General features: G+C 63.7%; 11 protein-coding genes and 1 pseudogene. 7 read left to right on the top strand and 5 right to left on the bottom strand.

What is annotated here, in order from left to right; translation table 11 throughout:
• Positions 1-186 precede the first annotated feature (186 nt).
• The 4 genes from OKW30_RS14375 (at position 187) to OKW30_RS14360 (ending at position 4,647) form a co-directional block, all read left to right on the top strand.
• Positions 187-1,434, top strand: coding sequence for an ABC transporter substrate-binding protein (locus tag OKW30_RS14375; RefSeq protein WP_429294681.1), 1,248 nt, complete (start codon positions 187-189; stop codon positions 1,432-1,434).
• Between the two features lie 218 nt (positions 1,435-1,652).
• On the top strand, positions 1,653-2,591 hold the full coding sequence (locus OKW30_RS14370) for a carbohydrate ABC transporter permease (RefSeq protein WP_184065377.1): 939 nt from the start codon (positions 1,653-1,655) through the stop codon (positions 2,589-2,591).
• The gene (locus tag OKW30_RS14365) at positions 2,581-3,438 is read left to right on the top strand and encodes a carbohydrate ABC transporter permease (RefSeq protein WP_184059608.1); all 858 of its coding nucleotides are present in this window, start codon (positions 2,581-2,583) and stop codon (positions 3,436-3,438) included. Before OKW30_RS14370 ends, OKW30_RS14365 begins: the two co-directional genes overlap by 11 nt.
• 93 nt (positions 3,439-3,531) lie before the next feature.
• Positions 3,532-4,647 (top strand): ABC transporter ATP-binding protein, encoded by a 1,116-nt coding sequence (locus OKW30_RS14360; protein ID WP_429346959.1) that lies wholly within the window; start codon positions 3,532-3,534, stop codon positions 4,645-4,647.
• 84 nt (positions 4,648-4,731) lie between these two features.
• Here the strand turns inward: OKW30_RS14360 and OKW30_RS14355 are convergent, their stop codons facing one another.
• From OKW30_RS14355 to trxB, 4 genes and pseudogenes are all read right to left on the bottom strand, one after another.
• A complete protein-coding gene (locus OKW30_RS14355; RefSeq protein ID WP_429346958.1) occupies positions 4,732-5,652 on the bottom strand; it encodes a LysR family transcriptional regulator in 921 nt (306 codons plus the stop codon).
• Positions 5,653-5,782: 130 nt separating this feature from the next.
• Positions 5,783-6,442: pseudogene (locus OKW30_RS14350) on the bottom strand (glutathione S-transferase family protein).
• Between the two features lie 116 nt (positions 6,443-6,558).
• Positions 6,559-7,326, bottom strand: a complete 768-nt coding sequence (locus tag OKW30_RS14345; RefSeq protein WP_184059794.1) for a Smr/MutS family protein — start codon at positions 7,324-7,326, stop codon at positions 6,559-6,561.
• Positions 7,327-7,529: 203 nt separating this feature from the next.
• Positions 7,530-8,531 (bottom strand): thioredoxin-disulfide reductase, encoded by a 1,002-nt coding sequence (gene trxB / locus OKW30_RS14340; protein WP_184065386.1) that lies wholly within the window; start codon positions 8,529-8,531, stop codon positions 7,530-7,532.
• A 391-nt stretch (positions 8,532-8,922) separates the two neighbouring features.
• On the opposite strand from trxB, the gene OKW30_RS14335 reads away from it, so the two are divergent.
• Positions 8,923-11,232, top strand: coding sequence for a DNA translocase FtsK (locus OKW30_RS14335; protein ID WP_184021169.1), 2,310 nt, complete (start codon positions 8,923-8,925; stop codon positions 11,230-11,232).
• Between the two features lie 151 nt (positions 11,233-11,383).
• Complete coding sequence (gene lolA / locus OKW30_RS14330; RefSeq protein WP_184065389.1) at positions 11,384-12,130, top strand: outer membrane lipoprotein chaperone LolA; 747 nt, start codon at positions 11,384-11,386, stop codon at positions 12,128-12,130.
• Positions 12,131-12,489: 359 nt separating this feature from the next.
• On the opposite strand, the gene OKW30_RS14325 is transcribed toward lolA, so the two are convergent.
• On the bottom strand, positions 12,490-12,759 hold the full coding sequence (locus tag OKW30_RS14325) for a hypothetical protein (protein ID WP_429346957.1): 270 nt from the start codon (positions 12,757-12,759) through the stop codon (positions 12,490-12,492).
• Between the two features lie 141 nt (positions 12,760-12,900).
• On the opposite strand from OKW30_RS14325, the gene OKW30_RS14320 reads away from it, so the two are divergent.
• The gene (locus OKW30_RS14320; RefSeq protein ID WP_244144826.1) at positions 12,901-13,089 is read left to right on the top strand and encodes a hypothetical protein; all 189 of its coding nucleotides are present in this window, start codon (positions 12,901-12,903) and stop codon (positions 13,087-13,089) included.
• The last annotated feature ends 47 nt before the right edge of the window (positions 13,090-13,136 follow it).

Below are 13,136 nucleotides of genomic sequence, written 5' to 3'. Positions count from 1 at the left end.
TTGCATCCCGAACCACTCACCTCTTGAGCGTCCAGCGGCCGGACATCGGTCCGCCGGCACATGCCCTCGCGCATGCGCCCGACCGTGCTCGATCGCCAGTGTTTTGCCTGTTTGAACCAACCACAGCACCCTGGCGACATCAGGGGCCATTCGTTTTTTTGTTCAGGTGTCTGGAGGAGATAAGCAATGAAATTTCGCGCGATCATGGGCGCTCTGTGCGCTGCGGGTCTGATGTGTGGCGTGTCGGCCGTGCAGGCCGCCGAGTCGATCGAAGTGCTGCACTGGTGGACTTCGGGCGGCGAATCCAAGGCCGTCGGCGTCCTCAAGGACGACATGACGAAGCAGGGCTACACGTGGAAGGACTTCGCGGTCGCGGGCGGCGCTGGCGCGGCTGCCATGACGGCACTGAAGACGCAGGTGATCTCGGGCAACGCACCGAGCGCGGCGCAGATCAAGGGTCCGCTGATCCAGGAGTGGGCTTCGCAGGGCGTGCTGGTGCCAATCGACTCGGTCGCGGGCGACTGGAAGAAGAACCTGCCGCCGGAAATCGACAAGATCATTCGCGCGGACGGCCACTACGTCGCCGCTCCCTTCTCGGTGCACCGCGTGAACTGGCTGTACATCAACAAGGCAGCGCTGGACAAGGCCGGCGGCAAGGTGCCGACCACGTGGCCTGAGTTCTTCGCGGTGGCCGACAAGATGAAGGCCGCGGGCATTCAGCCGATCGCAATGGGCGGCCAGCCGTGGCAAGACCTGACGCTGTGGGAAGACGTCGTGCTGTCGGAAGGCGCGGACTTCTACAAGAAGGCGCTCGTCGACCTCGACGAGAAGACGCTGACCTCGGACAAGATGGTTCAGGTGTTCGACACGGTCCGCAAGATCCAGGGCTACTTCGACGCGGGCCGTACGGGCCGTGACTGGAACCTCGCCACGGCCATGGTCATCAACGGCAAGGCCGGCATGCAGTTCATGGGCGACTGGGCGAAGGGTGAGTTCACCAACGCTGGCAAGAAGTCGGGCACGGACTACATCTGCGCGGTGGTGCCGAACACCGACAAGGCTTATACGTTCAACGTCGACTCGTTCGTGTTCTTCCAGCAGAAGGGCCAGAAGGCCGCGACGCCGGGCCAGCTCGCGCTCGCGAAGACGATCATGTCGCCGGCGTTCCAGGAGCAGTTCAGCCTGTACAAGGGCTCGATCCCGGTGCGTCTCGGCGTGCCGATGGACAAGTTCGACGACTGCGCGAAGAAGTCGTACGCGGATGAGCAGATTGCGATCAAGGCCGGCGGTTATGTGCCGTCGCTCGCTCACGGCATGGCTCAGCCGGATGCCGCGGCAGGCGCGATCTCCGACGTCGTCACGAAGTTCATGAACTCGCAGGAAGATTCGAAGACCGCGGTTCAGGCTCTCGCGAAGGCAGCGAAGACCAAGTAAGCGTAAGTACGAAGTGTTGCGCCCGGCGGCTTGCATCCGAAGCACCGGGCGCGCCCTTCGGGCCGTGTCGAGTCGGACCTCGAGCTGCTTTCGTTCGCAGCGCAGTCCGGCGCCACCCGGCTCACCCTGGTTTCATGGAGTCACACCCATGACTGTCGCGGTCCCGCGCCATGCGTGCACGGGCAGCCCGACGGCACAGTTTCAGCAGGAGTCGAGTAGTGACTGCTTCCATCAGCGGGAACGGGAAAACGGCCACCGTCACCCGCCGCACGTCGCCCATGGCGGCCCTTGCCGATCGCTATATTCCGAAGCTGGTGCTCGCACCCAGCGTCTTGATCAGCCTGATCTTCGTGTATGGCTTTATCGCAATCACCGGCTATCTGTCGCTGTCTACTTCGCGGCTGATGCCTCGTTGGGAGTTCGCGGGTCTCGACCGCTATCGCGAACTGTTCCAGAACGACGTGTTCTGGACTTCGGCCGCGAACCTCGGCTGGTTCGGGATTCCGTTCATCGGTATCTGCATCGGTCTGGGTCTGTTGCTTGCGATCCTGCTCGATCAGCAGATCCGCAACGAAGGCGCGCTGCGCGCCGTGTTCCTGTATCCGATGGCGCTGTCGTTCATCGTGACCGGCACCGCGTGGCAATGGATTCTGACGCCGAGCATCGGCATCGAGAAGGTGTTTCACGACTGGGGCTGGACGAGCTTCTCGTTCAACTGGCTCGGCGACCCGGACAGGGCGATCTTCTGTATCGTGATCGCGGCGGTCTGGCAGTCCACCGGCTTCGTGATGGCGCTGTTCCTCGCCGGCTTGCGCGGCGTCGACAGCGAGATCTTCAAGGCCGCGCAGATGGACGGCGCGAACCTGCCGACCATCTACCGCAAGATCGTGATACCGAGCATGCGGCCGGTATTCTTCTCCGTGCTGCTGATCCTTTGTCACATCACCATCAAGACGTTCGACCTGGTCGTCGCGCTGACCGCCGGCGGTCCGGGTACGTCGACGTCGCTGCCGGCCATCTTCATGTACACGTTTTCGTTCAACCGTGGGCAGCTCGGCGTCGGCGCGGCATCGTCGATCATGATGCTCGCTACCGTAGTGGCCGTGCTCGTGCCGCTGATGTATCTGGAATCGAGGAGCACCCGCAATGCAGCCTAAGATGACGATTAGCCGTGCCGTCATTTACGCGGCCCTGGTTCTGTTCGCGCTGTACTTCCTGTTCCCGCTGTACGTGATGCTGTCGACGTCGTTCAAGGACATCGACCAGTTGCGCACCGGCAACCTGCTGACGCCGCCGACGAGCTGGACCTTCGCGCCGTGGCTCAAGGCGTGGAGCGGCGCGTGTACGGGGGTGCGTTGCGACGGCATGCAGCCGTTCTTCATGAACTCGGTGCGCATGGTGATTCCGGCCGTGCTGATCTCGTCGATCATCGGCGCGTTCAACGGCTACGTGCTCACGCACTGGCGGTTCCGCGGCGCCGATCCGATCTTCACGATGCTGCTGGTCGGCTGCTTCATTCCGTTCCAGGCGATCCTGCTGCCGATGGCGCGCCTCGAAGGCATCCTCGGGCTGGCGAACACGGTGAGCGGCCTCGTGCTCGTGCACGTGATCTACGGTATCGCGTTCACGACGATGTTCTTCCGCAACTTCTACGTGAGCGTGCCGGCTGAACTCGTGAAGGCCGCGCGGATCGACGGCGCGGGTTTCTTCACGATCTTCACGAAGATCCTGCTGCCGGTGTCGCTGCCGATCTTCATGGTGTGCCTGATCTGGCAATTCACGCAGATCTGGAACGACTTCCTGTTCGGTATCGTGTTCTCCGGCGTCGATTCGATGCCGATCACCGTGGCGCTGAACAACCTCGTCAACACCTCGACCGGCGTGAAGGAATACAACGTGGACATGGCCGGCGCGATCATCGCGGCGCTGCCCACGCTGCTCGTCTACATCATCGCCGGACGTTACTTCGTGCGCGGCCTGACCGCGGGCGCGGTGAAGGGCTAAATCACCCTGGAGCGACGGCGTTTCACCGAACGCGTGCCGTCGTCGCCTGACAAGACGTTTTCAAGCAGTACCAGAGACTAGAGGATTCACAGCATGGCAAGCCTTTCCATCCGTGACGTGTACAAGACCTACCCGAACGGGGTGCCGGTTCTGAAGGGTGTCAACATCGACATCGAAGACGGCCAGTTCCTGATTCTGGTCGGCGGCTCAGGCTGCGGTAAGTCGACGCTGCTCAACATGATTGCCGGTCTCGAAACCGTGACCAAGGGCGAGATCCAGATCGACGGCAAGACGGTCAACAACCTGTCGCCGAAAGATCGCGACATCGCGATGGTGTTCCAGTCGTACGCGCTCTATCCGTCGATGACGGTGCGCGACAACATCTCGTTCGGCCTGAACATCCGCAAGGTGCCGAAGCAGCAGCAGACGCAGATTGTCGAGCGTGTGTCGAACACGCTGCAGATCAAGCATCTGCTCGATCGCAAGCCGGGTCAGCTGTCGGGCGGCCAGCGTCAGCGTGTCGCGATGGGCCGCGCGCTCGCGCGCGATCCGGTGATGTTCCTGTTCGACGAGCCGCTGTCGAACCTCGACGCGAAGCTGCGCATCGAGATGCGCTCGGAAATCAAGCTGCTGCATCAACGCCTCGGCACGACGATCGTCTACGTGACGCACGACCAGATCGAAGCAATGACGCTCGGCGACCGCATCGCGGTGATGAAGGACGGCATCGTTCAGCAGTTCGGCGCGCCGCAGGAAATCTACGACTCGCCGTCGAACCTGTTCGTCGCGGGCTTCATCGGCGCACCGCCGATGAACTTCATCGAAGGCAAGCTGGTCGAGCAGGGCTCGGGCGTCGGCATCGAACTCGATACGGGCGTCGCGCGCAAGGTGCTGGTGCTGCCGTTCGATTCGGCGAAGGTGCGCTCGCACGTCGGCAGCAACGTGATTCTCGGCCTGCGTCCGGAACGCATCACCGATGCGCGCGGCGCGCACGGCGACGACTCGAAGCTGCAGCCGGTCGAAGTGAAGGTCGACGTGATCGAGCCGACTGGTCCGGACACGCTGGTGTTCGCGCAGATCAACGGCAAGCGCGTGGTGAGCCGCGTGCACCCGGCGTCGAACCCGCAACCGGAGAACAATGCGACGCTGCTGTTCGATACGTCGAAGGCGGTGTTGTTCGATCCGGCGAATGAAGAGCGGATTGCGTAAGTCGTCGCCTAAGCGCTGAATCCGTCGCTACAGAAAAGCCCCATGTGTTGAATTGCGCATGGGGCTTCTGTTCTTTTGCAGGCGTTACGCCGCCTCGGGCAAACGCAAGTCCGGATTGTTGCGCGCGAGCTCGCTGACCCAATCGATAAACGCGCGCAGCCGCGAACTCAGATTGCGGCGATGCGCATACAGAATCGACAGCGGTGTACCGGGGCTCGTGTAGTTGCCGAGAATCTCCGTGAGCGCGCCTTGCTCGATCAGCTCGGCGACCATGAAGCGCGACGGCTGGATGATGCCGTGGCCCAACACAGCCGCCGTGATGTACACCGAGCCGTCGTTGACGGCGAGCGTGCTATCCATCGCGACGCGCTCGATTTCGCCGTCCACTTCGTATTCGAACGGGAAGGTCCTGCCGCTGCGCGCGGACACGTAGTTGACCGCGCGATGCTCGCCGAGGTCCGCCAGTGTGGTCGGCGTGCCGAACTTGCGCAGATACGCGGGCGATGCGCACGTGACGATGCGCGCAAGCCCGATGCGCTTCGCAACGAGGCTCGATTCTTCGGGCGTGCCCATGCGGATGACGCAATCGACGGCGTCCTGGATCAGATCGATGTTGCGGTCCGCGAGACCGAGGCGTACGTCGATCGCGGGGTATTGCGCGTAGAAGTCGTCGAGCGCGGGCAGCAGCAGCGAGCGCGCGAGCGTGCCGGAGGTGTCGACGCGGATCGTCCCGGCCGGATTCTCGCGCTTGCTCGACAGCGACGACTCGGCATCGGCGACGTCGGCGAGAATGCGCACGCAGCGCTCGTAGAACGATGCGCCGTCTTCGGTCACGCTGACCTGGCGGGTCGAGCGGTTCAGGAGCCGCACGCCGACGTGTTCCTCGAGCGCCTGGATCGTGCGGCTGACCTTCGCGCGCGGCAGATCGAGCGATTCCGAAACCTTGGTGAAGCTGTTCGCTTCGACCACGCGCGTGAAGATCTCCATCGCTTCGAAACGGTCCATGGTGTGCCTTGTGGGTGGTGAGCCAGAAGAAGGGCGGGACAGGTTTGCGACACGACAGGAAGTCTACAGCCAGCAAAACAGCTTGTCTGCCGGGCCTCGTTCGCGCGCAACTGCCACCGCCGCTCGTGGCTCAATCCCGCTCCGGCGCGCCCAGCGGAAATAACGGCCGGTAGGGCCGCGCCTCGTCGACCGCGCGTGCGAACGAGGGCCGCGCGAGCAGCCGCTGCCGGTACGCGCGCACGTGCGCGAACGCGGGGTCGATCGGGTGCGTCCAGTCGGCGTAGAACAGGAACGGGGCGGCGCCGCAGTCGGCGAGGCTGAAGCTGTCGCCGGCGGCCCATTCGCGCTCGGCCATGTGACGGTCGAGCCATGCGTACGAAGTGTCGAGCAGCGCGCGCGCATCGGCGACGCCACGCCGGTCGCGCTCGGCTTCGGGACGCAGGCTATCGAACACGACTTTTTGCTGTGGAGTCGAAATGTAGTTGTCGAAGAAGCGGTCCATCGTGCGCACCTCGAGCGCGGCGCGCGGATCGGCGGGCAACAGCGTGACAGGCCCCGGATAATGCAGGCCCAGATATTCGATGATGATGCTCGCCTCGACCACCGTGCGCCCGCCGTCGACGAGCACCGGGAAGCGCCTGATCGGCCACAGCGCGGCCAATTCGGCCATGACCTTCGGGTCGTCATGCGCGAGCACGCGCATCTCGAACGGCGTACCGTTTTCGTACAGCGCGGTGAGGGCCTTCTAGCAGTAGGACGAGAACGGATGGGCATAAAGCAGCACGGGCATCGCGATCACCTTTGACGGTTGCACAGCACGAGTACGCAGTGACGACGAGAGCCACACCGCGCGACGGCCGGGCTGGCCGTTTACCCCACGACGAACGACGGCCGAAAAAATCGACCTCAGACCTTTGCGCTCGCCCCATGCGGCGGCAACGACCCCGGCTGCAACAGCACGACCACCGCACCGGCGCCGCCGTCATGCGGGCGCGCCTGACAGAACGCGATCACTTCGGATTTCTGCACGAGCCAGGCGCGCACCTTGCCCTTCAGCACCGGCTCCTTGCCGATCGACCCCAGACCCTTGCCGTGAATCACGCGCAGGCAGCGCAGGCCGCGTTTGGCCGATTCGCGGATGAATTCCGCGAGCGCCTCGCGTGCCTCTTCGCGCCGCATGCCGTGCAGGTCGATCTGCGCCTGCACGATCCAGTCGCCGCGCCGCAGCTTGCGCACTACGTCGCGGCTCAAGCCGGGGCGGCAATACGACAGCGTTTCGTCGGTTTCGAGCAGCACTTCGGGGTCGAATTCGTCGGAGATCGCTTCGTGCAGCACCGCCTCCTCGTCGAGCAGCGTCTGCACCGGCAGCGGCGGCGGGGGATTGCGCGTGAGCGTCGCGCGCGGCGGAATCGCGAGCGGCGCGACTTCGCCGATCTCGCGGCGGAACAGATCGGCGTCGGCGGCCGCTTCGCGCTGCGCCGCTCGCGTCGCCGCCTGTTCGCGCTCGCGCCGCTCGGCTTCGCCCTTCAACGCTTCACGCAACGCACCGAGTCCGGCGAGCCCCGATGCGCGATCGAGCTTCGGGGCGACGGCGGGCGCAGCCGTTGCGGGCGCGGGACGCGTGGCGGCTTGCGGGCGTTTCGGTTCGTTCGGATGGGGCTGATTCTTCGGCATGTCGGCAATACAGGCGGAAAGGTCGGTCGGTGGTGCTGCCAACGCGCTCGACGCACATTGACAAAGCGGCAAAAACGACAAAGGCCGCCGGCATTTCAGCCGCGGCCTTCGTGAGCCAATGACAGCAGCGCTGCGCCACCGTCATTTTACTGTCGCGCCCGCTTGTCGGGACTTCGTCTCGCCATACGGCAGCGCGGCGCGGATCAGCGGTCCGCTTCCGCGCTCATCGCGTGCTCGCCGGCCATCTCGTTGATGGTCTCGAGATAGCGCTGCGCGTCGAGCGCGGCCATACAGCCGGTGCCCGCGCTGGTGATCGCCTGGCGATAGACGTGGTCCTGCACGTCGCCCGCGGCGAACACGCCCGGCACGCTGGTCGCGGTCGCGAAACCGTTCAGGCCGCCCTTCGTGATGATGTAGCCGTTCTTCATCTCGAGCTGGCCTTCGAAGATGTCCGTGTTCGGCTTGTGGCCGATCGCGACGAACAGGCCCTGCAGCGCGATGTCAGTGGTCTCGCCACTCTGCGTGTGCTTGATGCGCAGGCCGGTCACGCCGGAGTTGTCGCCGGTTACTTCTTCGAGCACATGGTTCCACTTGATCTCGACGACGCCTTCCTTCTCCTTCGCGAGCAGACGGTCGATCAGGATCGGCTCGGCGCGGAACTTGTCGCGGCGATGGATCACGGTCACCTTCTTGGCGATGCCGGCGAGGTACAGCGCCTCTTCGACGGCCGTATTGCCGCCGCCGATCACGGCGACGTGCTGCTGCTTGTAGAAGAAGCCGTCGCAGGTCGCGCAGGCCGACACGCCCTTGCCCATGAACGCCTCTTCCGACGGCAGGCCGAGATACTGCGCCGATGCGCCCGTCGAGATGATCAGCGAATCGCACGCGTATTCGCCCGAATCGCCGATCAGGCGAATCGGCTTCTCATCGAGCTTCGCCGTGTGGATGTGGTCGAAGATGATCTCGGTATTGAAGCGCTCGGCGTGCTCGAGGAAGCGCGCCATCAGTTCCGGGCCTTGCACGCCGTTGGCGTCGGCGGGCCAGTTTTCGACGTCGGTCGTGGTCATCAGCTGGCCGCCTTGCGCGATGCCGGTGACGAGCACCGGCGCGAGGTTGGCGCGCGCCGCGTAAACCGCCGCCGTGTAGCCGGCGGGACCGGAACCGAGAATCAGAACCTTGGCGTGTTTCGTTGCAGTTGCGGGCATGATCGAATCCTTGTACGGCGCGCGGCTCGCCGCTGCGTAGCCGTGCGTTTTTGAGCTGAAACTGTAGATGGGTATCAGTCGGGCATTATAAAGGGCGGGGCGTGCCGCTGCGCCATCAAGCTTTCTGATCGCCGCGATAGCGTGGCGGCGTGGGCGCTCGGGGCGAGCCCGCGGCGCGATACGGCGAATTCAGCGCGCCTCGCGCATGCATCTGTGGTCAAACAGCCAGGTTACCGTCATTTACAGCCTCGCGCGGGACACAGCGTTTACAATAGCCCGGATCGAAGTTTCCGGTAGCCGGGATCGGGCCCGAAGCCGTGCGCGGCGAGGCTCGGGCCGCGTTCCCGGCGGCAGTTTCAGCCTGAACCGGCTACCCCAGGCAACAGGATCAATGGCAAAAGCTCCCTATACCGCGAGCGCGCAGGCATTGCCGCACCGCATGTCGCGCCTCTTCACCGAAATCCGCTGGATTCTGCAGGTGGCCCTCGGCGTGTTCCTGCTGATGTCGCTCGTCAGCTACAGCAGGCACGACCCGAGCTGGACCCATGCCGCGCAGGTCGACCATATCTCGAACTGGGCGGGCCGCGTCGGCGCGTGGACTTCCGACATCCTGCTGCTGCTGTTCGGCCTGTCCGCCTACTGGTGGATCGTGCTGCTCGGCCGCCACATCTCCGCGAACTACAAGCGCATCACCCGCAACGAAGAGCCGCAGGACGACGACGCGCCGCGCGGCGTCAGCTGGCTCGCGGACGCGTTCGCGTTCATGCTCGTGCTGCTGTCGTGCAACGGCCTCGAGGCGCTGCGCATGTGGTCGCTGAAGGTGCAGTTGCCGCGCGCGCCTGGCGGCGTGATCGGCGAGGCTGTCGCGCGCGGCATCTCGCATGCGCTCGGCTTCACCGGTGGCACGCTCGCGCTGCTGCTCGGTCTCGGGATCGGGCTGTCGCTGTACTTCCGTTTTTCGTGGCTGTCGGTCGCGGAGAAGGTCGGCGAATCGATCATTTCCGCGGTGACGTTCGCGAAGCTGCGCCGCGAGGCCGGGCTCGATCGCAAGCTCGGCGAAGCGGCCGCCGTGAAGCGCGAAGGCAAGGTCGAGAAGGGCCGCGTGCGCATCGAGGAGCACGAGCCCGTAGTGATCGTGCCGCCGCTCGCCACGCCGGCGAAGTCGGAGCGTGTCGAGAAGGAACGCCAGGTGCCGCTCTTTACCGATCTGCCCGGCGACTCCACGCTGCCGCCCATCGCGCTGCTCGATCCCGCGCCAGCCGCGCAGGAAACCATTTCCGCGGACACGCTCGAATTCACGTCGCGCCTGATCGAGAAGAAGCTGAAGGACTTCGGTGTCGACGTGAGCGTGGTCGCCGCGTATCCGGGGCCCGTCGTCACGCGCTATGAAATCGAGCCGGCCACGGGCGTGAAGGGCAGTCAGATCGTTAATCTCGCGAAGGATCTCGCGCGCTCGCTGTCCCTCGTGTCGATTCGCGTCGTCGAAACGATTCCGGGCAAGAACTACATGGCGTTGGAGCTGCCGAACCAGCGCCGTCAGACCGTGAGCCTGTCCGAAATTCTCGGCTCGGCCGTGTATGCGGATGCCGCGTCGCCGCTCACGATGGGTCTCGGCAAGGACATCGGCGGCAAGCCCGTGTGCGCGGATCTCGCGAAGATGCCGCATTTGCTCGTCGCCGGCACGACTGGTTCGGGCAAGTCCGTGGGTATCAACGCGATGATCCTGTCGCTGCTGTACAAGGCGAGCGCCGAGCAGGTGCGCATGATCCTGATCGATCCGAAGATGCTCGAAATGAGCGTCTACGAAGGCATTCCGCACCTGCTGTGTCCGGTCGTCACCGACATGCGCCAGGCGGGCCACGCGCTGAACTGGGCGGTCGCCGAAATGGAGCGCCGCTACAAGCTGATGAGCAAGGTCGGCGTGCGTAACCTCGCCGGCTACAACAACAAGATCGACGAAGCGGCCAAGCGCGAAGAGAAGCTGCCGAATCCGTTCAGCCTGACGCCGGACGATCCGGAACCGCTGACGCGTTTGCCGAACATCGTGATCGTCATCGACGAACTGGCCGACCTGATGATGGTCGTCGGCAAGAAGGTCGAAGAGCTGATCGCGCGGATCGCGCAGAAGGCGCGCGCGGCCGGCATCCATCTGATTCTCGCTACGCAGCGTCCGTCGGTCGACGTGATCACCGGCCTGATCAAGGCCAACGTGCCGACCCGTATGGCGTTCCAGGTGTCGTCGAAGATCGACTCGCGCACGATTCTCGACCAGCAGGGCGCCGAGTCGCTGCTCGGCATGGGCGACATGCTCTATCTGCCGCCAGGCAGCGGTTTGCCGGTGCGCGTGCACGGCGCGTTCGTGTCGGATGATGAAGTGCATCGCGTCGTCGACAAGCTCAAGGAGCAGGGCGAGCCGAACTATATCGAGGGCATTCTCGAAGGCGGCGTGAGCGGCGAGGGCGACGAAGGCTCGGCGGGAACCGCGTCCACCGAAGGCGAGTCGGACCCGTTATACGATCAGGCGGTCGACGTCGTGCTGAAGAATCGCCGCGCGTCGATTTCACTCGTGCAGCGGCATCTGCGCATCGGCTACAACCGGGCGGCGCGTCTACTCGAACAGATGGAGAATTCGGGCGTGGTGTCGGCGATGTCGTCGAACGGCAATCGCGAGATCCTGGCGCCGGCGCGCGAGGCGGAATAGCCGCAACGAGCCATGGCGGCCATCGCGAGCGACGCCGCGTGCACCGTCCGGTGCGCCATTGCGGCTCGACGCCGGGCCAGTCAGGCTGTGTTCAGCGAGTGCATCGAGCCGGCGCAGCCCATCACCGAATTCATTCAAGGGAGAAAAACCTATGCAAGCAATCGCGCAGCAGGATGCCCGACAGCGTCGAGCGGGCCGCCTCGGCGAGCGCGTGTCCCGCGGCATGCGCAAGATCGCGCGCGCCGTGGGCAGTGTCGCGATCGGTGCGTCTCTGTTCGTCGCCTCGCACGCATTCGCGAGCGGCACCGAGCAACTGAAGGCATTCATCGCGCAGGTCCATTCGGCGCGCGGCACCTTCGTGCAGCAGGAAGTGCGCGCGCCGAGCAAGGCGCAGGGCGCGGCGAGCGGCGCGCTGTCCACCGCGAACCCGGCCAAGCCGACCACGTCGAGCGGCACGTTCATGTTCGCGCGGCCCGGCAAGTTCATCTGGCAATACGAGAAGCCCTACTCGCAATTGCTGCAGGCGGACGGCGACAAGTTCTACGTCTACGACAAGGATCTGAACCAGGTGACGGTGCGCCCGCTCGGCAACGCGCTCGGCGCAAGCCCGGCGGCGATCCTGTTCGGCAGCAACGATCTGGACAAGAACTTCTCGCTGCGCGACGCGGGCGTGAAGGCCGGCATCGACTGGCTCGAACTGACGCCGAAGGCGAAGGACACGCAGTTCGAGCGCGTCGGCATCGGTTTCAAGGACGGCAATCTCGAAGCGATGGAATTGCACGACGTGTTCGGTAACGTGACGCTGCTCACGTTCTCGAACATCCAGAAAAATCCGCAACTGCCGCCCGATGCATTCAAGTTCACGGTGCCGAAGGGCGCGGATGTGATCAACGGATAAACCGCGCGGTAGGCGCCGACACTGGCGCCTTTGCAAACGCCCGCGAAGCCGCGCTTGTCGAGCGCGGCTTTTTATTTCGCGCGGCGCGTGGATTGCTTAGGGATGCGCGCCCGGCGCCGCGACGAACATTAAATCGTCGTACCGGCAGACGTAATGATTTAGTGCGAGACTGGAAAGAGCGGCATTGCTCATGGGCTGGAGTTGGCGCGTCCGATCATTTTCCGGGATTGGGTACGCAATCTCTAACAATTTTTTTGCTGCAACGCAACAAAATAACGCCTAAACTGATCGAATCTGGGTTGTCGCTTCAGATGTCTGGAAAGGTGAGGCATGTCATGAGATTGTCTTCTTCACACGATTCACGCTTGTCCCCATCCCTCCATGTGTTCCAGCAGGAGGGCGGGTGGCATTGGGGAATAACGGTTCCGCGCGCGGCCGGAAGTGGTTTCAAGGTCGTTGCATATAGTGAAAAAACCTTTATCGATGAGGCCGAAGCCCATCGGGAAGGCAATCGCGCGCTCGAGCGTTTCGCCGATACGCCGGCGGTTCCGCTTGAACGGCAGTAAGGCGGTCAGGTTATCTAACGTATCCGGCAGCCCGTTATTTGGGTTTTCGAGCGGGAAACGCAAGAATTACCGCCGGTGATAATTTAATATGCAACCAATTGCATATTTTTTTGACTTCCGAAAAATCGTAGCGATAATGTCTCGTTTCGAGATATCGCATTTATTTTGACTTTCGCGGAATATGAAACCACCCACGCGCTAAGCGTGGAACTGGACGGCGTAAACTACGCCGGAACTTATCGCGTCATGACGGGCACCGTCGTCGTCCATTTCGCGAACGAGAGCAAATTCGCCTCGTACGCGCCGAATCGGCCGGAGACCGTCGCCCGTTGGCTGCTCACGGATCTGTGTCGCAAGGCCGAATCGCGTCGGCGCAAAGCGGCGAAAAAATAGCCCGCGGCGCGCCCTGTGATTGGCCGTTCGACGGTCACAAAAAAAGG

This window comes from Paraburkholderia sp. Clong3, assembly GCF_050436485.1.
GTDB classification, from domain to species: domain Bacteria; phylum Pseudomonadota; class Gammaproteobacteria; order Burkholderiales; family Burkholderiaceae; genus Paraburkholderia; species Paraburkholderia tuberum.
This window is presented reverse-complemented; position numbering and strand designations above follow the sequence as displayed.

Bases quoted from the DNA above. Each gene is read 5' to 3' on its own strand.
- OKW30_RS14375 (WP_429294681.1), top strand. From the start codon at position 187: ATGAAATTTCGCGCGATCATGGGCGCTCTGTGCGCTGCGGGTCTGATG.
- OKW30_RS14365 (WP_184059608.1), top strand. From the start codon at position 2,581: ATGCAGCCTAAGATGACGATTAGCCGTGCCGTCATTTACGCGGCCCTG.
- OKW30_RS14360 (WP_429346959.1), top strand. From the start codon at position 3,532: ATGGCAAGCCTTTCCATCCGTGACGTGTACAAGACCTACCCGAACGGG.
- OKW30_RS14355 (WP_429346958.1), bottom strand. From the start codon at position 5,652: ATGGACCGTTTCGAAGCGATGGAGATCTTCACGCGCGTGGTCGAAGCG.
- OKW30_RS14345 (WP_184059794.1), bottom strand. From the start codon at position 7,326: ATGCCGAAGAATCAGCCCCATCCGAACGAACCGAAACGCCCGCAAGCC.
- trxB (WP_184065386.1), bottom strand. From the start codon at position 8,531: ATGCCCGCAACTGCAACGAAACACGCCAAGGTTCTGATTCTCGGTTCC.
- OKW30_RS14335 (WP_184021169.1), top strand. From the start codon at position 8,923: ATGGCAAAAGCTCCCTATACCGCGAGCGCGCAGGCATTGCCGCACCGC.
- lolA (WP_184065389.1), top strand. From the start codon at position 11,384: ATGCAAGCAATCGCGCAGCAGGATGCCCGACAGCGTCGAGCGGGCCGC.